This is a genomic window from Gibbsiella quercinecans (assembly GCF_002291425.1).
Classification (GTDB): Bacteria; Pseudomonadota; Gammaproteobacteria; order Enterobacterales; family Enterobacteriaceae; genus Gibbsiella; species Gibbsiella quercinecans.
The window spans coordinates 3,280,317-3,297,196 of the sequence record NZ_CP014136.1; the positions used below are offsets into that span (position 1 = coordinate 3,280,317).

General features: G+C 54.7%; 20 protein-coding genes and 1 other RNA gene. 7 read left to right on the forward strand and 14 right to left on the reverse strand.

Translation table 11 applies throughout. From position 1 onward, the window contains the following. Positions 1-13: 13 nt before the first annotated feature. Positions 14-367: a YraN family protein gene (locus tag ACN28Q_RS15215; RefSeq protein WP_183096598.1), complete on the reverse strand. Its 354-nt coding sequence runs from the start codon at positions 365-367 to the stop codon at positions 14-16. Further along, on the reverse strand, positions 364-2,376 hold the full coding sequence (locus ACN28Q_RS15220; protein WP_095847116.1) for a penicillin-binding protein activator: 2,013 nt from the start codon (positions 2,374-2,376) through the stop codon (positions 364-366). The genes ACN28Q_RS15215 and ACN28Q_RS15220 overlap by 4 nt, the downstream gene beginning before the upstream one ends. A gap of 62 nt (positions 2,377-2,438) precedes the next feature. On the opposite strand from ACN28Q_RS15220, the gene rsmI reads away from it, so the two are divergent. From rsmI to ACN28Q_RS15245, 5 genes are all read left to right on the forward strand, one after another. Next, the gene (gene rsmI / locus ACN28Q_RS15225) at positions 2,439-3,305 is read left to right on the forward strand and encodes a 16S rRNA (cytidine(1402)-2'-O)-methyltransferase (protein WP_095847117.1); all 867 of its coding nucleotides are present in this window, start codon (positions 2,439-2,441) and stop codon (positions 3,303-3,305) included. A 68-nt stretch (positions 3,306-3,373) separates the two neighbouring features. Then, positions 3,374-3,751: RNase P RNA component class A (rnpB, locus tag ACN28Q_RS15230), an RNA gene on the forward strand. A gap of 290 nt (positions 3,752-4,041) precedes the next feature. Next, complete coding sequence (locus ACN28Q_RS15235; RefSeq protein WP_095849042.1) at positions 4,042-5,460, forward strand: tyrosine-type recombinase/integrase; 1,419 nt, start codon at positions 4,042-4,044, stop codon at positions 5,458-5,460. 610 nt (positions 5,461-6,070) lie between these two features. Beyond that, a complete protein-coding gene (locus tag ACN28Q_RS15240) occupies positions 6,071-6,574 on the forward strand; it encodes a hypothetical protein (RefSeq protein WP_095847118.1) in 504 nt (167 codons plus the stop codon). Positions 6,575-6,847: 273 nt separating this feature from the next. Next, positions 6,848-7,357, forward strand: coding sequence for a YagK/YfjJ domain-containing protein (locus ACN28Q_RS15245; RefSeq protein ID WP_230469499.1), 510 nt, complete (start codon positions 6,848-6,850; stop codon positions 7,355-7,357). A gap of 391 nt (positions 7,358-7,748) precedes the next feature. On the opposite strand, the gene ACN28Q_RS15250 is transcribed toward ACN28Q_RS15245, so the two are convergent. Continuing rightward, positions 7,749-8,381: a recombinase family protein gene (locus ACN28Q_RS15250; protein ID WP_095847119.1), complete on the reverse strand. Its 633-nt coding sequence runs from the start codon at positions 8,379-8,381 to the stop codon at positions 7,749-7,751. A gap of 381 nt (positions 8,382-8,762) precedes the next feature. Here ACN28Q_RS15250 and ACN28Q_RS15255 point away from each other — a divergent pair, with 381 nt between their 5' ends. Then, positions 8,763-9,194 (forward strand): hypothetical protein, encoded by a 432-nt coding sequence (locus ACN28Q_RS15255; RefSeq protein ID WP_095847120.1) that lies wholly within the window; start codon positions 8,763-8,765, stop codon positions 9,192-9,194. A gap of 194 nt (positions 9,195-9,388) precedes the next feature. On the opposite strand, the gene ACN28Q_RS15260 is transcribed toward ACN28Q_RS15255, so the two are convergent. The 3 genes from ACN28Q_RS15260 to ACN28Q_RS15270 form a co-directional block, all read right to left on the reverse strand. Next, complete coding sequence (locus ACN28Q_RS15260; protein ID WP_230469500.1) at positions 9,389-10,030, reverse strand: zinc ribbon domain-containing protein; 642 nt, start codon at positions 10,028-10,030, stop codon at positions 9,389-9,391. Positions 10,031-10,039: 9 nt separating this feature from the next. After that, positions 10,040-10,288 carry a hypothetical protein gene (locus ACN28Q_RS15265; RefSeq protein ID WP_095847122.1) on the reverse strand — a complete coding sequence of 83 codons (249 nt, stop codon included), beginning with the start codon at positions 10,286-10,288 and terminating at the stop codon, positions 10,040-10,042. A gap of 364 nt (positions 10,289-10,652) precedes the next feature. Continuing rightward, positions 10,653-11,354: a pirin family protein gene (locus tag ACN28Q_RS15270; RefSeq protein WP_095847123.1), complete on the reverse strand. Its 702-nt coding sequence runs from the start codon at positions 11,352-11,354 to the stop codon at positions 10,653-10,655. Between the two features lie 107 nt (positions 11,355-11,461). Between ACN28Q_RS15270 and ACN28Q_RS15275 the strand changes: the two genes are divergently transcribed. Beyond that, positions 11,462-12,364, forward strand: a complete 903-nt coding sequence (locus ACN28Q_RS15275; RefSeq protein ID WP_095847124.1) for a LysR family transcriptional regulator — start codon at positions 11,462-11,464, stop codon at positions 12,362-12,364. Between the two features lie 11 nt (positions 12,365-12,375). Here ACN28Q_RS15275 and ACN28Q_RS15280 read toward each other — a convergent pair whose 3' ends face one another. The 8 genes from ACN28Q_RS15280 to ACN28Q_RS15315 form a co-directional block, all read right to left on the reverse strand. Beyond that, positions 12,376-13,362: a glutathione S-transferase family protein gene (locus ACN28Q_RS15280; protein WP_095847125.1), complete on the reverse strand. Its 987-nt coding sequence runs from the start codon at positions 13,360-13,362 to the stop codon at positions 12,376-12,378. A 60-nt stretch (positions 13,363-13,422) separates the two neighbouring features. Continuing rightward, positions 13,423-13,818, reverse strand: coding sequence for a DoxX family protein (locus tag ACN28Q_RS15285; protein ID WP_095847126.1), 396 nt, complete (start codon positions 13,816-13,818; stop codon positions 13,423-13,425). 273 nt (positions 13,819-14,091) lie between these two features. Continuing rightward, on the reverse strand, positions 14,092-14,379 hold the full coding sequence (locus tag ACN28Q_RS15290; RefSeq protein ID WP_095847127.1) for a YqjK-like family protein: 288 nt from the start codon (positions 14,377-14,379) through the stop codon (positions 14,092-14,094). Further along, a complete protein-coding gene (locus ACN28Q_RS15295) occupies positions 14,376-14,780 on the reverse strand; it encodes a phage holin family protein (protein WP_095847128.1) in 405 nt (134 codons plus the stop codon). Before ACN28Q_RS15295 ends, ACN28Q_RS15290 begins: the two co-directional genes overlap by 4 nt. Beyond that, the gene (locus ACN28Q_RS15300) at positions 14,780-15,085 is read right to left on the reverse strand and encodes an ElaB/YgaM/YqjD family protein (RefSeq protein ID WP_095847129.1); all 306 of its coding nucleotides are present in this window, start codon (positions 15,083-15,085) and stop codon (positions 14,780-14,782) included. Before ACN28Q_RS15300 ends, ACN28Q_RS15295 begins: the two co-directional genes overlap by 1 nt. A 159-nt stretch (positions 15,086-15,244) precedes the next feature. After that, the gene (locus tag ACN28Q_RS15305) at positions 15,245-15,619 is read right to left on the reverse strand and encodes a DUF1090 domain-containing protein (protein WP_095847130.1); all 375 of its coding nucleotides are present in this window, start codon (positions 15,617-15,619) and stop codon (positions 15,245-15,247) included. 174 nt (positions 15,620-15,793) lie between these two features. Beyond that, positions 15,794-16,165, reverse strand: coding sequence for an EnvZ/OmpR regulon moderator MzrA (gene mzrA / locus ACN28Q_RS15310; protein ID WP_095849043.1), 372 nt, complete (start codon positions 16,163-16,165; stop codon positions 15,794-15,796). After that, the gene (locus ACN28Q_RS15315) at positions 16,165-16,839 is read right to left on the reverse strand and encodes a DedA family protein (RefSeq protein WP_095847131.1); all 675 of its coding nucleotides are present in this window, start codon (positions 16,837-16,839) and stop codon (positions 16,165-16,167) included. Before ACN28Q_RS15315 ends, mzrA begins: the two co-directional genes overlap by 1 nt. Positions 16,840-16,880: the final 41 nt, after the last annotated feature.

The following is a 16,880-nucleotide window of genomic DNA, read 5'->3' on the forward strand; positions in this document are numbered from 1 at the left end:
ACCGGCACCGGTATTAATCCGCATTGAAGGCATTGGGTATCCATTCTAACTGGTTACCGGTGAAGGCCAATACATCAAAACGGCAAGCTGATGTGTCAAAACTGGCTCCGCGCCCTGCCAGCCAAACGGCGGCGGCGTGCAGCAAGCGCTGTTGCTTGCGATAGGTCACGCTGGCGGCCGCGCCGCCAAATGCGGCATTGCGGCGGTAACGCACTTCAACGAAGACCCAGGTTTGCCCATCACGCATAATGAGATCGAGCTCACCGCCACGCAGCGCCACGTTGGCGGCGATGAAGGTGAGCCCGGCGCGTTCCAGATAGCGGCGGGCCTGTAATTCATAGCCCGCCCCCTTGGCGCGTTGGCTCAGGAGACCGGAACGACCATTCCCTGACGGTATTGCAGCCAAGGGAGTTTCCTGTTGATGACGCAGTTCGGCGAAGAGGTCAACACGCCGGTAGTGCCAGAAACCTGGAACCCCGGCAACTGGCGCATTTCAGCAAAGTGATTGGCCAATGTCCAGGCATCTATGCCCATGGCGTACAAACGAACCAGCGAATAGTCGCTGTGGAATTTCGCACTGGCCTGCTGCAATGCCTGCGGGTTGGCACCAGCCAATAGCGGAATATCGCTGAACTGCAGCCCTTCCATTTCCAGGCGGAAGTCCGGGCCTGCGCCGGCCTGGTAGCTGCGGGAGCTGGCATACATCGCCGGTTTGCTGCGTGATGACGTGGTCATGTCGATCATCGGTTTAATCAGGGTCAACTGCGCCTGGCTGGCGACGATATACACGGCGTCAACGTTGCCGTCCGTGGTTGGCGCTTCGCTCGGCGGCGCTGGGATAGTCAGCCCGGCAATGGTCACCGACTGCGCCGCTGGCGCGCTGGTGGTCACTGGCGTGCCGGTCATGCGGATCCCGCCGCTGTTGACCATCTGGCGCAGATCGCTGGTGGAACCAATGCTTTGTTTTAATACGCTCTGGCCGCCCAGCGCCTGCCACTCTTGTGCAAAGGCGTTGGCAACCCGATCGCCGAATGTGCCGTTCGGCACCAGCAGCAGAGGCTGGCGTTTTTGCTGTTCCCAGATGTGGTGGGCAGCGTCGCGCGCTTCGTCTTCCGGCGCCAGGGCAAAGTAGCAGATGTTCGGCGCGTCTTTCGGCGTTTCCGGCTGATTCAGCGCTAAGACGTTCAGGCTGGTGGCGGCGGTGGAAATCTGATCGACTTCGTTTTTCAGCAGCGGCCCGACGACCAGCGTGGCGCCGTCTTGCTGCGCCTGTGCCAGCAAGGCAGGCAGCGGCTGGCTGGTGGTGTCGTACACTTTCACCTGGGCATTGGCGGCCTGCGGCGGCGTGATTGGCGCTGTGGCGGCGGCCAGTTGTGCCACCGGCGCGGAGGCGTTATCCACCGCCGGCGCAGAAGGGCTCACCGCGCCGTCGGCATTGGCATCGGCCGTACTGCCCGGCGCCGCCTGCGGGGTTGCCGCCGGCTGCGGTTGCGCTTGGGCCGGCGCAGAAAGGGCCACGCCGTTTTTCCCGTCTTCAAACCCTTGCTGAATGGCGTCGGCAAACACTTTGGCCTGGCCGTTCAGCGGCAGCAGCAGGGCGATTTTCGCCGTTGATGCCTGCGAGAAGTTCATCGCCTGGGTTAACGCGGTCGGCAGGCTTTTCGCCGCCGGGTTTTGCGGATAGCGGTTTTGCCAGTCTTTGATGGCGGCCTTCAGCAGATCCGGATCCTGCCGGTTGTCCTGATAGACGTGCAGCAGATCCAGCCAGCCTTGCAGCACGTTTTCGTCAGCATTGATCACCAGGCTGTTCATCTCTTGCGTGCTTAGCCCCAGCAGCGCCTGCCAGGTTTGATCCAGGTTGTCCTGGTGGGCTTTGTCGGCCAGCAGCGGTTCCTGCGCGATATAGGCACGGATCAGCGGCAGCGAGGCTTTACCCTGGTTGGCGGCAATCTGCGCTTGATAAAAACGCACGCGCTGGTTGGGGGATAACTTACTGCTGTCGATGCCGCCCAGTGTGGCGATAGCGGCGGCCTGATCTTTATTGGCCAACTGCATTTCGGCGGTCAGCAACTGGCGTTCGGTTTGCTGTGAGGCGCTAAGATTTTGTGGCAATGCGCCCAATTGCGCGTTGGCCTGGGGCAGTTTGCCTTCGCGTAACAATGCGCGAATCGCGAGTAATTGCCAGTCAGCCTTGTTATCATCACTGCTTTGCTGCAGCTGTTGCAGATAATAATCAGAGCTGGCGCTCGCGGCGTCCTGGATATTGGCGGGCGGCGACTGCGGGGCCTGGCCCGGGCAGCCGGCCAGTAAGAAGGCTGCCACGATAACAGGCACAAAACGCCCTGCTTTGGTACGAACGAATGTTGATGAAAGCATACTGTATCCAGTGATGTTTTTTTCAAGATGCTCAATATTAAATCGGCAATCCGGATGAAACAATGAATCAACACCAACAATCAGTCATTTCTGCATCAACGCTGTACGTGGTGCCCACGCCCATCGGCAATCTGGGGGATATCACCCATCGTGCATTAGAGGTGCTGAAAAGCGTTGATCTGATTGCGGCGGAAGATACGCGCCACACCGGTTTGTTGCTGCAACACTTCGCGATTAACGCGCGGTTGTTTGCCCTGCACGATCATAATGAACAACAAAAGGCGGATCAGTTACTGGCCAAGCTGCAGCAGGGCCAGAGCATTGCGCTGGTTTCCGATGCCGGCACGCCGCTGATTAACGATCCTGGTTATCACCTGGTGCGGCGCTGCCGCGAGGCCGGCGTGCGCGTGGTGCCGCTGCCGGGTGCCTGCGCGGCGACAACCGCACTGTGCGCCGCCGGGGTGCCTTCCGATCGCTTCTGCTATGAAGGTTTCCTGCCGGCGAAGACCAAGGGGCGCAAGGATACTCTGCTGGCGCTGGCAGAGGAACCTCGTACCCTGATTTTCTATGAATCCACCCATCGCCTGCTGGAAAGTTTACAGGACATGGTCACCGTCTGGGGGCCAGAACGCTACGTGGTGCTGGCGCGTGAGCTGACCAAAACCTGGGAGTCGATCCACGGCGCGCCGGTGGGGGAACTGCTGGCCTGGGTGCAGGAAGATGAAATGCGCCGCCGCGGCGAGATGGTGCTGATTGTTGAAGGCCACAAGGCGGCGGAAGATCAACTGCCGCCGGAGGCGCTGCGCACGCTGGCGCTGTTGCAGCAGGAGTTGCCGCTGAAGAAGGCGGCCCAACTGGCGGCCGAGATCCACGGCGTGAAGAAAAACGCCTTATATAAGCACGCGTTAGCGCAGCAGCCGGATAATTAATCGGCAGACGGCCACAATGCGGTAGCGGCAGGTATACAAGCCGCGGTAAACCGCCTATAATCCGCGCCGGAGTTGACCAGACAGTCGCCGCTTCACTGCCGTCCCTTTGGGGGAGACAGGTGGAGGGGAGGAAAGTCCGGGCTCCATAGGGCAGGGTGCCAGGTAACGCCTGGGGGGCGCAAGCCCACGACTAGTGCAACAGAGAGCAAACCGCCGATGGCCCGCGCAAGCGGGATCAGGTAAGGGTGAAAGGGTGCGGTAAGAGCGCACCGCGCGGCTGGCAACAGTTCGTGGCACGGTAAACTCCACCCGGAGCAAGGCCAAATAGGGGTTCACATGGTACGGCCCGTACTGAACCCGGGTAGGCTGCTTGAGCCAGTGAGCGATTGCTGGCCTAGAGGAATGACTGTCCACGACAGAACCCGGCTTACCGGTCAACTCCACTCCTTTATAAAACAATGCGTTGGTGTGTTTCTACTGCGTCCTGAGCTAAATGGGATACAAAGTGGGATACAGTTTGAGACACGCCGACGGTTGTTCCCTCCCTTATACCGCCCGGCGCAATGGGATTTACTACCTCCATATCAGGTTGCAAAATGACCGTTTCTTTCGGTGTTCGCTGGGAACAGACAGCCCCCGGCGCGGTCGGTTTATGGTTTCGCGCCTTGAGCCTTACATTTCGTTACTGAAACTTGGTAGGATAAATCGCGAACGTCTTCAACGGATTGTTTTGAGAATGAAGAAACTGACCCAGCATGATATCGATGAGTTTGTAACCGGGCTGAACGCGGAAATTTACGACTATGTAGAGTCAATCCCGGCTGATGTACGGCTCGAGGTGTTGGAGGGGGAAACGACGCCGACGCCGGTTCCGATGAAACATGGCTCAGCCTCATTCTTCAAGAACTACTATGAGAATACCTTCTTCAACGGTGATGAGTCCGCGACAGAGGTCTATTTCAAGAAAGCCTTGGCGACGGCCTTTGACATCGCCGGTATGGAGAAAGCGATCGCGGACGCCGCGTCAAAATACAGTGTCCTTCTCCATCAATCTCAGGAAGCCCACCTCGCTTTTCTCGATCGGGATATCTCCGGATACCGGCAAATTCTCAGCGCCATGAAACCAGTTGCTGTACCTGTCGCGCCAACCATTTCCGCCTCGGCGTACAGTGAACCAGAAACGCCCGAGTTGACGTTAGCGCAAGCGATAGAGGGATTCTTGAAGTTTAAATCTGACTGGAAACCCAAGATCCGGCAGAACAACGAAAAATATCTGGAAATCATTAAAGAAGTGCTGGGGACTGATACGCCAGTAACGAAGATTACGCGGCGTGATATCAAAAACCTTCTTGAAGTCGTGGAAGGGCTACCACGGCAAAACAAGACCGCCTATAAGGGGAAAACCGCCAGGCAGCTTATCGAGCTTGATGATATCCCGAGTGGGGATTTGATCTCGTCCAAAACAGTTAAAGACTATCTGAAGATCTGTCAGGGGCTGTTCTCTACTTACCTAACCGGTGATCAGAACGTACTTCCCGCTTCACCGACTAACAATGTTCGTTATGAGGCGAACAGCACCCGTTATGGCGACTATAGCCTGGCGGAAATGCGTAGGTTAGTGTCGCATTTTATGACGTTAGACGGTTGGAAAAAATGGTCATTACTCCTGCTGGCCTACACCGGCGCACGTCGGAGTGAAATTACTTCCTTGACGGTTGGGGATGTTCGGTTAGACGAGGATTCAAATCGCCATTACATCATGATTGGGCAAAGCAAGACTGATGCCGGAATACGGCGGGTGCCTTTGTCCAAGTGTATTTTGGATATGGGATTTCTGACCTATCTGGAAGGCCGGCGGAAGCAGGAAAAAATCTTCCCTGAGATCACCTACGCTAACCAACTGTCCAAGGTTTTTCATGGCATCCGTGACGATTTGGAAATTCCTTACCTGAATGATTTTAAAGAGCGCCGGGTGATCCATTCCCTGAGACATACTTTCATTACAGCAGTTAGTAAAAAGCATATTACGCCGCTCGTTCAGCGGTTCGTCGGTCATGAACTATCAAACATAGGACAGACTCAGGGCTATACTCACCTGAACAGCTTTACCGTGACTGACCTGCTACCTATCGCCGACGCCATCAACTGGCAATGAGCGGGATGGTAAATCACAAAAACAACATTAATGCAAATGAAAATATTCTCAATTTGTGCCTTTTGTGATAAAATCATTATAGGCCAATAAATTAGACAAAACAGAGGACACCTTGAATGTAACATCACTGCCAGCCGCTTTCGTACCTCCCACTGACGCCGAACGCCTTAATCTGGCAACAGTTTTAAATTCCGTTGACCTACGCGCAACGACCCCGCGAATTAACGTTCTCCACTATCTGAATATCGCAGATGTACCAGTGCCAGCCGAAACAGTAAGCCGCTGCGTTGGCCTGCCGCTTTCTACGACATACAGGGCGCTCACCGCGCTGGAGATCAACCACCTGGCCGGAGTGACGTTTAGTCGAGCCGCTGTTACGCGTTGGTTCCGGTTCCTCCCGGATACTCCCCAGCATTGCTCGGCGTGCGGGCAGAGTTTTTACGGCGAATACGCCTGACCCCCTGGCAGCACCACACCGGAACAGCAACCGGACACACACCACACAAACACTGACGAGATGGCCGCACTAACGGTCACATCAAATGACGCTCACCAGGGAGCGCCAGCAGGCCGCTATGCCCTTTTTTAAACCGATTACAGAGGATACCCAATGACAAAGAAGACCGCTCAGACCGCTGCTGACAGCGATTTACAGGCGTTTATGACTGAGGCAGCAGAACGTTTTAAACCCGACGCCGCCGCGCTGGCCGCGCGTATTGATACCGCCGTTCAACGCTATACAGCCACCAGCACAACCCAACGGCTCAACGCGCCCGCGCCCCTGGCAATGCAGCAGCTACAGGAACGGATTCTGGAAGGGTGGCGATATGATATCGGCATTCCCCAATCCGTTTACGTTGCCGGTACGGGGAATATGAGTATCACGCTTCGCAAGCCAGAGATGTTGGTGGAAAAGGAAATTGCTGACCTCAAGCACCAGGTCGAAAATAGCTACCACAACGAACTCGCCGCCGCGTTGGAACGCGAGGTTGATAAGCTGGTGCAGGACGCCGCCAACGAGGCACTGCGCCGTGCAGAGGAGGCAGTCTCAGCAGAACAGGCCGATATGCGGCAGCGCCTCAAAGAGATGCTCCTGACCGGGGCGACCGTATGAAAGTTACCAGGATAAAAAGCGGGCCACCAGCGCCCGCACATCTCGACCCGGACGCGCTGGAAAAGGCTATCGCCGCCGCTCGCAAAATCCGGGAAGCCAACCCAGACAGATATAAATCCTTACCTGTCTAGCCGAAACTTTTCTGAGTAAAAAATCTGGCAATAAGTATATCTCCGCGTCAGTAGTGGCGCGGCATAGGACGATTTTACCCATTCGATAAACGTACTGGTTTTTATTAATACCTGTACATACCAACCATCAACTGGAGGAACATTGACTCATGCAGTAACCCGCCATTATGACAACGGCAGATATCATCTTATCCACTCAGATAGCTACACCTTCAACAACAAAGAATACAACCTGAATTTCAAACCTGACAGCAAGCGTCACGCGCCGATCCGCCAGGAGATAATGGACACCTTCATTACCCAGATCTGCGCGATGCAGTCCCATTACAGCAAAGTATTCGCCTTCCGGTTCGACCTGTCAGTCCCGGCAGGAATGCCCGTATCAGAGAGCAACAAATTAATCAGCGACTTGTTTACCCGATTGCGTGGCAAGTTTACCGCCAAGCGCTGGAATGGACAGCCGATCAAGAAATTTGCATACGGTTGGGTTAGGGAAAAAGAGAAGGCAAAACAGGTTCATTACCACTGCTGGCTCGCCTTGCCGCACTTTCAGGTCAGAGCTGCCGGATTCGGCAATGAGGGTACATTCGGACTGATAAGCACACTCTGGAGTGAACTGACAACCCAGGCTGGTCGCGTCACACCTATGTGATGACTCGTACACTATAAGCCGTGAAGATCACTCATCGCTGGTAGAACTGGTTGAGCGGGTCTCATACTTGGCTAAGGCGCGTGGAAAATATTCCACTGGGGACGGGCAGCGAATGTTTTCGGCCTCAAAGCTGAGAATAAAGGCCAATGCTTAACCGGGTTCGACTCCACCGGGCCAGCCTTACTCACACGAAAAATTGCTACAAAGCATATTCCCATGACAAATTTGTCGCCAGCAGGCACAGCAATGCCCGCAGCAATCTACATGACGCCGGTTTTCCCAGATTAAATGCGTGAATAACCCTTCTTAAAACAAAAAAATCCCCGCACATGGCGAGGATCTCAATACACCCGACCGTCTCAGGTCGGCACTCTGGATTGTGGAAGGCGGGTTAGCCCGTGATGCCGGTCTCTTTCAGACTCTTGCTCACTTTGGCAACCGTCGCACGGGAACAGTTCACCGTTCCCATGATATCGGTGTACGACATACCTGCTTTCAGCAGTCTGGCGATCTTCTCGTTGCGCTGGGCGTCTTCCGGGCGGCCTTTAAACTTACCTGCCGCCTTTGCCTTGCTGATCCCCTGAGACTGACGGCGCTTACGGTCGGTGTAATCCTTACGCGCAATGGCGGCGAGCATATCCAGCATCATCCCGTTCAATGCTTCCAGCATTCGATTAGTAAACTCATCGCCGGACTGGATTAGCTGGTGGCTGGTCGGTAGGTCTAACGCTACAACCCTGATCCCCTTGCTGCTGATGGTCTGCCGCAATACCTGCCAGTCGTCCGCCTTTAAGCGGCTCAGGCGGTCTACCTGCTCCACCAGCAATACGTCATCCTTCTGTGCGATATCCAGCAACCGGAACAATTCAGGACGCTGTAAAGACGCTCCCGACTCGTTCTCTGTGAAATAGGTGGCAATAGTCATACCTTTAGAATTAGCAAACTCATCAAGCTGCTCTCTGGCGCGTGATGCGTCCTGCTCTTTGGTGGAGGCTCTGAGGTAAGCATAAACACGCGATGTCATGGCGGTGTACCTTAATAGTCTGTTTTTAGTGGTTCAATAATAACAGTCTATTAAGAGTGGTTCAATAAATGTTTTCCCCTGCCTGACTGGTTCAATAAACCAGTACCTCTTTAGGTATACCTAAACCAGACCGGATTCCCGCTAGAGACTCAGACAATAGGCCAATACCGCCAGATATTTGAGAATTACGCGAGTTGAGGTATTAGTCTGTAATGATCAGTCAGACAGATCGCCGTAGGCGACATTGAAATATTTCCCGGTCAGCGCAAATTTTAGCAGGGAACGGTGTGTAATATAGGTTGGGACGGGTAGTTTACGGTTACAATCAAAGCGAGTGTTACAATATTGATTAAGTATCCCCTGACACAGTAAGGAATACAAATGTTAGCAGCATTGACACCGTATTTAGCTATCGCAGCCGCTATTGTAGGTGCCAGCCTTCAATATCTCTTTACGCGCCATATCGAACAGATTAGAGCGCAGCGAGAAATGAAAACTAAAGCCTATATGGATTATTTGAAAGGAGTGTGCGAACAGGCACAAGTTTCCAGAATTGAAGATCCCAAGCAAGCACGTGAAAAACTGACTGAAGCATTTACCATAGTTGCTGATGCCAAGGCCAGAATTTGCCTTTACGGGGCTGATAAGGTCGTGCATTCTTTTGCTGAATTTGAAAAGTTAGGTGCATCAATGGGAACTGAAGAACAGCGACGTGCCTTTATAGCTATGGCTGCTGCTATGAGAAAGGATGCTGGATTATCTACCACTGTAAGTCTGGATGATATTGGTGTTGTACTGCTCGGAAAACGTTGAGTCATTACAAGTTGCATATAAAGTTTCATGCTTTTCATCCATGAAAAATTGCGAGAGGGGCGAGTGTCTGTCTAACAGATCACCAAGTTCTCAGGGATATTTTGTTCCCGCCAGTCATAGGCGTTAGAGGCTCGGTAAATCCGTTGGGGGTACGGGGGGGTTGGGATAGCAAGCTACTACCCCAAACACCATTTTTAGTGGAAGTCTTTCAGTGTATATTTGTATGATACGTCGTCAGCGGCAGCGTGCAATTCAGTGATGGTAAGACTGGAACCTTTGACGGTGAATACCACATTGGACTCTACGTTGCCTGTTCCGCTCCAACGATTAGAATACTGCCCTGATTCCCGCCATATCACGTGGTCATCTGATAGTTTACAGTCAAATGTAAATCGCTGATTGTCCGACGGACGACGATATGAAATGGCAAACACGCCTGCGGTATTCGTCTTCGCAGCGTTGATAATGCTAACCTCACGTCCGAGCATCCCGCCGATCGCCGCCTTACAGACCTGAGAAGCTGAAAAAGGACGAGTGTCCGCCGGTGCCAAATTGACGGGCGCAGCCTTCTTTAGCCTGGCAACATCCGGAGATACGAATGGTGCACTTGTTGGCGTGCGACTACTGGCGATGTCATTCGAATGATACGAGCTACTTGAACTACTGTCAGACGACTTGTCTTCAATAAAAACTACCCACGTAGCCCACCCTATCGCCACTAAAAAAAGTATGCCTTTGAACGGTGAGATGTAAGGTTCCTTTACTCCACAAGAGGGACATTTCTTCGCACTGCTCGAAACACTATGCCCACATTCCCGGCATTTTTTCATTGCCATATTCACGCCTCAATCGTTTACTTCGACAACCCAGCGACCGCCACGATCTTTGATGGTGTACTCGTAGACATCATCGCAGAACACAGTAAACGAGTTGCTAAAGTGGGCAGGGTAAACTCCATTCACTTTTTCACATTGGTAATCCGCTGCCTGAATTAGAGCTTTCGCTTCTGCCTTCATCTCGGGAGAACCGTCATCTGACAGCACATTGAATGAAATGGTCAAAAGCCCCAGAGTCAATACTATGATTTTTCTCATTATACTTCCTTTTACATAAAATGCAGGGATTTATCCCCGGTGTTCTCAAATGTCAATATGATCGATAAAAACGATCAATATTTTATTATCGATCGATAAAAGCGATCAAGTGGCAATGAAGATATGTACTGAAAATAGCGATTACTCAGTAAGTGATATCGGAAGAAGAAGAGGTCGGGCGGATTTGCCAATGTGATACAGAATGGGATACAGTACGCTACATATGACTAACGCAGCGCCAGAGCGCACGCGATGTATTGTTAGTTTGAGCTGGCTTACCGGTCAACTCCCTCTATATATAAGTAACCCCGCACGGTTCGCGCCGCGCGGGGTTTTCTTTTTTCAGCGCCGCCGGCAGGCGGTGTTACACCGGCAAATCGATCAGCAGCGCGCGCAGGTCGGTTTGTGCATGCAGGGTCAGGCACGGTTCCTCGCAGATAAATGCCCCGTCGCCGCAGGTCAGGCGGTGGGTGCCATCGCGCTCGCCGGTAGCCTGGATCGTGCCGTGGATCGACTGCAGATAGGCCCGTGGCCCATGCAGCGGCAGCGTGAGCTGTTCGTCCGCCTGCAGCATCAGGTGATGGATCCACACCTGCTGGCGCAGTTGCAGGCTGCCCTGTTCGCTATCCGGCGAGGCCAGCAGCGTGTGCCGCCGCTCCCCTAATGACAAACGCTGGATGCGTTCATTACTGCGCTCCGGGCAGGCATCAAGCCACAGCTGCAGCCGCGTCAGCGGCGTTTCGCTGCCCACATTCTGTTCGCTATAGCTAAGCCCCGGCTGGGTGCTCAACAGCAGGGCTTCACCGGCTTTGGCCCGCGTGGCCTCGCCGTTGCTGTCGCGATATTCCGCTTCGCCCTGCAGGATCAGATTGAGGATATCTACGTTGGGATAAGTGCGCGGCTGGAAGGCGGCGCCCGGCGCCAACACTTCCTGGTTCAGCACCCGCAGTGAGGCGTAACCCATCAGTTTGGGATCAAAATAATGACCAAAGGAAAAGGTATAGCGAGCCTGCAGCCAGCCGAAGTCAGCTTGCCCGCATTGTTGTGCTGTTCTGCATGTAATCATGGCGATCGGCTCTCTAAAAGGATGAAGTTAATGGTAAGCATCTGGACGGCGGATTGTTAGCCAGTTAATCTGGTTGGCATATTCAAATTTCCTGACAGAGAGACGCGATGGCCAGAGATCGGGCATTAACGCTGGAAGCACTAAGGGTAATGGACGCCATCGATCGGCGTGGCAGTTTTGCAGCGGCGGCTGATGAATTGGGGCGTGTGCCCTCGGCGCTCAGCTACACCATGCAAAAATTGGAAGAAGAACTGGATGTGGTGTTGTTCGATCGTTCCGGGCATCGCACCAAATTCACTAACGTTGGCCGCATGTTGCTGGAGCGCGGGCGCGTGCTGCTGGAGGCGGCGGATAAGCTGACGACCGATGCCGAGGCGCTGGCGCGTGGGTGGGAACCGCACCTGACCATCGTTTGTGAGGCACTGTCGCCGGCCAGCAAGCTGTTTCCGTTAATCGATAAGCTGGCGCAGAAAGCCAATACTCAAGTGTCGATTCTGACCGAGGTGCTGGCCGGCGCCTGGGAACGGCTGGAGCAAGGGCGGGCCGATATCGTGATTGCGCCTGATATGCACTTTCGCTCCTCGTCCGAGGTTAACACCCGCAAGCTGTACAAGGTGATGAACGTGTATGTCGCGGCGCCGGATCACCCAATCCATCAAGAGGCGGAGCCGTTGTCGGAAACCACGCGCGTGAAGTACCGCGGTATTGCGGTGGCGGACACCGCGCGCGAACGGCCGGTGCTGACGGTGCAACTGTTGGATAAGCAGCAGCGCCTGACGGTCAGCAGCATTGAGGATAAACGCCTGGCGCTGTTGGCGGGGCTTGGTGTGGCGACCATGCCATATGCCATGGTGGAACAGGATATTGCGCAGGGGCGCCTGCGCGTAGTGAGCCCGGAATACAGCAGCGAAGCCGATATCATCATGGCCTGGCGGCGCGACAGCATGGGCGAAGCCAAGGCCTGGTTTCTGCGTGAAATCCCACGCCTGCTGGCCCGCCAGGAAGGGTAAGCGCCTGCGGGTTAGCGGAAGCGCTGGTCGCGGCCGTGCGGTTCATCCAGGTTTTGGGCCGGCCCAATCGAGATAATCCCGTACGGGTTTATGGTGCTGTGGCTGCGGTAATAGTGATTGCGGATATGCGCCATATTGACGGTTTCCGCGATACCCGGCATCTGGTAAATATCGCGCAGGAAGCCATACAGGTTCGGGTAATCACTGATGCGGCGCCGATCGCATTTGAAATGGGTGACGTACACCGGATCAAAACGCACCAGCGTGGTCCACAGCCGCAGATCGGCTTCGGTCAGTTGCGCCCCGGTCAGGTAGCGCTGGCGGTTGAGGATCTGCTCCAGCCGCGCCAGCGCCTCAAATACCCCGTTGACCGCTTCGTCATAGGCCACCTGGCTGGTGGCGAAGCCGGCTTTATAGACCCCGTTGTTCAGCTTGCTGTATATCCAGCCGTTGAGTTCGTCGATCTCGCCACGTAAGGCGCTGGGGTAGTAATCGCCGGCGCGTGCGCCCAGGGCGTCGAACGCGCTGTTGAACATGCGGATAATGTCTGCGGACTCGTTGCTGACGATGGTTTGCTGCTGTTTATCCCACAGCACGGGCACGGTGACGCGGCCGCTGTATTGGCTATCGGCATGCAGATAGATCTGGTAAAGAAAGTCCGCGTGGTACAACGGATCGCCGGTTGCCGCCGGGAAATCACTGGCGAATGTCCAGCCGTTTTCCAGCATCAGCGGGTGCACGACAGAAACCGGGATCAGGTGCTCCAACCCTTTCAGCTTACGCATCAGCAGCGTTCGGTGCGCCCACGGGCAGGCGAGGGAGACGTACAGATGATAACGATCTTTTTCTGCCTTAAAGCCCCCGGCGCCGTGCTCACCGGGTTGCCCGTCGGCGGTCACCCAGTTACGGAACTGCGCAGTGGAGCGTTTGAAGCGGCCCCCGGTTGATTTGGTGTCGTACCATGTGTTTTGCCAAACGCCATCCACTAACTGTCCCATTGGTTCTCCTTGTTCACGTAGGGTACTGCTGCCACGCTTTGTCAGTCATCTGAGTTTAGCTTACCATTTTTTATTCAGCAGCCGATCGAGGCTGAATGCGCCGGGGCCGGCAACCGCCAGTACGATATAGCCGCCGGCAATGGTCAGGTTTTTCATGAACATCAACTGATTAGCACCTTCGGCAAAGTTGGTGTGGAACAACAGCGCGGTCAGCACGGTGAAGCCTGCGGTGAACAGCGCCGTCGTGCGGGTCAGGAAGCCGAACAGGATGGCAAAGCCGCCGCCAAACTCCAGCAGAATGGTCAGCGGCAGCAAGAATCCCGGCACGCCCATCGACTGCATGTATTGCTGGGTGCCCGCATAGGCATCGCCCATTTTGCCGTAGCCGGCAACGATAAACAGGATTGGCATCAGAATACGTGCGACCAGCAGGCCGGTATCTTCTAATTTTTTCATCATTCACTCCAAATGTGTTAGGGACTGTTGGTCCGGTGATATACCGGTATTTCCGCCCGATAATGGCCGCGGTTGGTTGATGGAGTGAATGTTAAACGGCAATGTGCTGAGTTGTTAGCAAGTAAAACTGTTGTATTTCTTCAAAAAAAATGGACATGTAGTCTGCTAATGATAAAGGTGGCAATAACGGGGGAATACAAGAGAAGAGGCGGGAACCACCGGCGGCAGGGGGAAAGGCGAAAAGGGCCGGCCATGTGCGGCCTGGCCGGCACGTTATTTCGTGGAAAGGGTTTTGCGCAGCAGGCGGAGCGTGCCCCAGGCGCCGAACGCACGGCGTGACCACAGGATCAGCTTGCTGGGGTGGCGGATACCATAGATAGCCACCACGCTGGCGCCGATGGCCATCACTTTGCGCATGCCAAACAAGGCTTGCCAACCGCGATCAATACGTTCGGTTTTTTCCAGTAGCACGGCGGTGTTCTGCGCCAGATCCACACGCTGTTGCTGGATCTGGCTTAGCAGCCTTTGCTTTCGCCATTCGCGGTACTGGCGGTTGTTCATTCTGCTTTACCTTCAAGCTTGGCGCGATCGAGCTCCAGCTGTTTGCGCGTATTGCTCAACAGCGTAGTGCGGCGTGCCTTGACCAAGGTCCAGATCAGGCCAACCAAGGCCAGGAACAGCAGCACGGCGGTGGTGGAGCCTAACGCAATCAGGCGGTACTCCGGCTCAACGGCCCAGAATATCAGGATCAGCAGGCTCATCAGGCCAAACGCGGTAAACAACAGGGTTAAACCCGCCATCAAAATCAACTGGATGAGATTCGCTTTTTCCTCTTCCAGCTCGATGGCGACCAGGCGTAACCGCGTTTCTACCATGCTGACCAGAATGGTAATGATACGCTGGCCAGCGTCCAGGAGCCCTTTAGCGGGCCCCTGAGCACGTTGTTGTGGATACTCCGCCATTAGCGGCGCGCCAACAGCACACCCAACACCACCCCGACGGCAGCACCGATACCGATGCCCGTCCACGGGTTTTCACGCACGTATTCATCGGCCTGGCCGGCGATCTGTTTGGTTTGATAAGCGATTTTGTCGCTGGCATCGCCCAGACGCGCGCGCGTTTCTTTCAGCGCGCCTTCTGCTTTTGAACGCAGCTTATCAAGCTCAGCTTTCGGTTTATCGGTGGAGGAGTTCAACACTTCTTCCAGCGTATCGGCTAAGGATTTCAGTTCAGCGCGTAAGTTTTCTGCATTTGAATCGTGTGCCATGTTCGATAACTCCTTTAACTGAGACAGACTTTCAACATAGCGGATTTTATTCGGTGGGGCAAAGGCGTGAGGTGGTTGATCTCTCTAATCAGCCCTTCTATTTTCCCTGAAAATCCCGTGAAATGGGGTTCTCATCGATAAATCCGCTGGAGTAAAAAATTATTTCGCCTGTGCCTGTTGCAGCTCTTCTTGCGCTTCGGCCAGCTTTTTCTGTTTCTTGGCGATTTTGTCTTTATCGCCCTTTTGCTCAGCTTCTGCCAGCTCACGTTGGCGCTCGCTTACCTTATGCTGCTTGTCTTTGATGTCTTGCTGACGCTCAGCCTGCAAGCCGCTCTCGGTACAGTTAGCCTGCACTTCGCTCAACGCCGTTTTCAGGCCGGCGACGCGATGGGTATTGCCGTGCTGGTTCGCATAATCGATTTGTGTCTGAATGTCCTGCGCTTTCTTGGCACAGCCGCCTTCCAGTGCGGCAAAAGACACAGAAGAGCAGGCAAGTAAAGGGAGTGCTAGCAACAGGGAATGACGCAACTGCATGATTTTATTTCCTTATTAAAAGGGTGCGAAGATTCACACCGGGTTCCTACTGCCGTTAGGCAGGGTAGTAAAACTTAGCTCATCGGCCAGGCTAAATTCAGCATAGCCATAAATAGCGCAGACGCCAAAATTTTCATTCTGAATGAGGCGCAGCTTGCAAAATATTGCTGCCGCTTAGCCCAGATTCAGCGGTGCCCGAGCAAACTCGCGCACCCACAGCGGCGGCACCGGCGATTTGCTCAGGGCAATGGTATAGCCTGGGGGCAGGACGGCCTGCAGCGTTTCACGGGCTAACCCCTGTTGTTCCGGGGAGTCCAGGCGCACCACCAGCCCATCCCCCTCTGGGGTAATGCTCTTAATGCGAATGCCGCGTTCGTCCAGGCGCTGATAGACAAAAAAACCGTCCGGCAACGAAAGCCCCTGATGGTTGGCGCGAATGTGCAGTTCGCTTTCGGTACGCATCATGCGCGGCAACAGGAAGCCGGCCAGCAGCACCAGGGCTAATGAGATGATGAGCACGTGTTTCCAGCGTGGGCGTCGGCTTATCACACGCCTTTCCCCTGGCTGGTCGCCCGTTTCTTGCGCCACAGCACGAACAGCGAGCCGACCAGGCCGGCGACCAGTAACACCAGCGGCAGCAGCATCAGGCCAAACATCAATTGATCTTCATACTTGCGGAACATAGGGGTTTTACCCAGCGCAAAACCGCATGAGGTCAGGATCAGGACCCACAGCAGGCCGCTCATCCAGTTGAAGAACTGAAAGCGCAGGTTGTCCAGCCCGGAAAGCCCAGCGATGGTCGGCAGCAGAGTGCGTACAAACGCCAGGAAGCGGCCGATCAACAGGGCGGAGAGCCCATGGCGATGGAACAACTGGTGCGCCCGCTGGTGGTAGTGGGCTGGCAGGTGAGAGAGCCAGCCCTGCACCGTTCGCGTATTCCCCAGCCATTTCCCTTGTATATAACTGACCCAGCACCCGGTGCTGGCGGCCACGGTTAAAATGAAAATGGTCAACGGGAAGTTCATGGTGCCCTTGGCAACCAGCACGCCAACCAGAATCAGCAGGCTATCGCCGGGCAGGAAGGCTGCGGGCAGCAAGCCGTTTTCCAGAAACAGGATCATGAATAAAATGGCGTAGAGGGTCCACACCATTGAAGGGTTTGCCAGCGTTTCAAAGTCCTGCTGCCATAAGGCATCCAACAATTGTTTGATGATATCCATCGGGTGTTCCTAAAACGTCATTATTGGGTCTTTCCCCAGCG

Coding starts and splice junctions, on each gene's coding strand:
- ACN28Q_RS15235 (WP_095849042.1), top strand. CDS start 4,042: ATGAAGAAACTGACCCAGCATGATATCGATGAGTTTGTAACCGGGCTG.
- ACN28Q_RS15220 (WP_095847116.1), bottom strand. CDS start 2,376: ATGCTTTCATCAACATTCGTTCGTACCAAAGCAGGGCGTTTTGTGCCT.
- ACN28Q_RS15305 (WP_095847130.1), bottom strand. CDS start 15,619: ATGCAGTTGCGTCATTCCCTGTTGCTAGCACTCCCTTTACTTGCCTGC.
- ACN28Q_RS15270 (WP_095847123.1), bottom strand. CDS start 11,354: ATGATTACATGCAGAACAGCACAACAATGCGGGCAAGCTGACTTCGGC.
- ACN28Q_RS15250 (WP_095847119.1), bottom strand. CDS start 8,381: ATGACATCGCGTGTTTATGCTTACCTCAGAGCCTCCACCAAAGAGCAG.
- ACN28Q_RS15265 (WP_095847122.1), bottom strand. CDS start 10,288: ATGAGAAAAATCATAGTATTGACTCTGGGGCTTTTGACCATTTCATTC.
- ACN28Q_RS15280 (WP_095847125.1), bottom strand. CDS start 13,362: ATGGGACAGTTAGTGGATGGCGTTTGGCAAAACACATGGTACGACACC.
- ACN28Q_RS15290 (WP_095847127.1), bottom strand. CDS start 14,379: ATGAACAACCGCCAGTACCGCGAATGGCGAAAGCAAAGGCTGCTAAGC.
- rsmI (WP_095847117.1), top strand. CDS start 2,439: ATGAATCAACACCAACAATCAGTCATTTCTGCATCAACGCTGTACGTG.
- ACN28Q_RS15295 (WP_095847128.1), bottom strand. CDS start 14,780: ATGGCGGAGTATCCACAACAACGTGCTCAGGGGCCCGCTAAAGGGCTC.
- ACN28Q_RS15285 (WP_095847126.1), bottom strand. CDS start 13,818: ATGAAAAAATTAGAAGATACCGGCCTGCTGGTCGCACGTATTCTGATG.
- ACN28Q_RS15255 (WP_095847120.1), top strand. CDS start 8,763: ATGTTAGCAGCATTGACACCGTATTTAGCTATCGCAGCCGCTATTGTA.
- ACN28Q_RS15275 (WP_095847124.1), top strand. CDS start 11,462: ATGGCCAGAGATCGGGCATTAACGCTGGAAGCACTAAGGGTAATGGAC.
- ACN28Q_RS15315 (WP_095847131.1), bottom strand. CDS start 16,839: ATGGATATCATCAAACAATTGTTGGATGCCTTATGGCAGCAGGACTTT.
- ACN28Q_RS15300 (WP_095847129.1), bottom strand. CDS start 15,085: ATGGCACACGATTCAAATGCAGAAAACTTACGCGCTGAACTGAAATCC.
- ACN28Q_RS15240 (WP_095847118.1), top strand. CDS start 6,071: ATGACAAAGAAGACCGCTCAGACCGCTGCTGACAGCGATTTACAGGCG.
- ACN28Q_RS15260 (WP_230469500.1), bottom strand. CDS start 10,030: ATGGCAATGAAAAAATGCCGGGAATGTGGGCATAGTGTTTCGAGCAGT.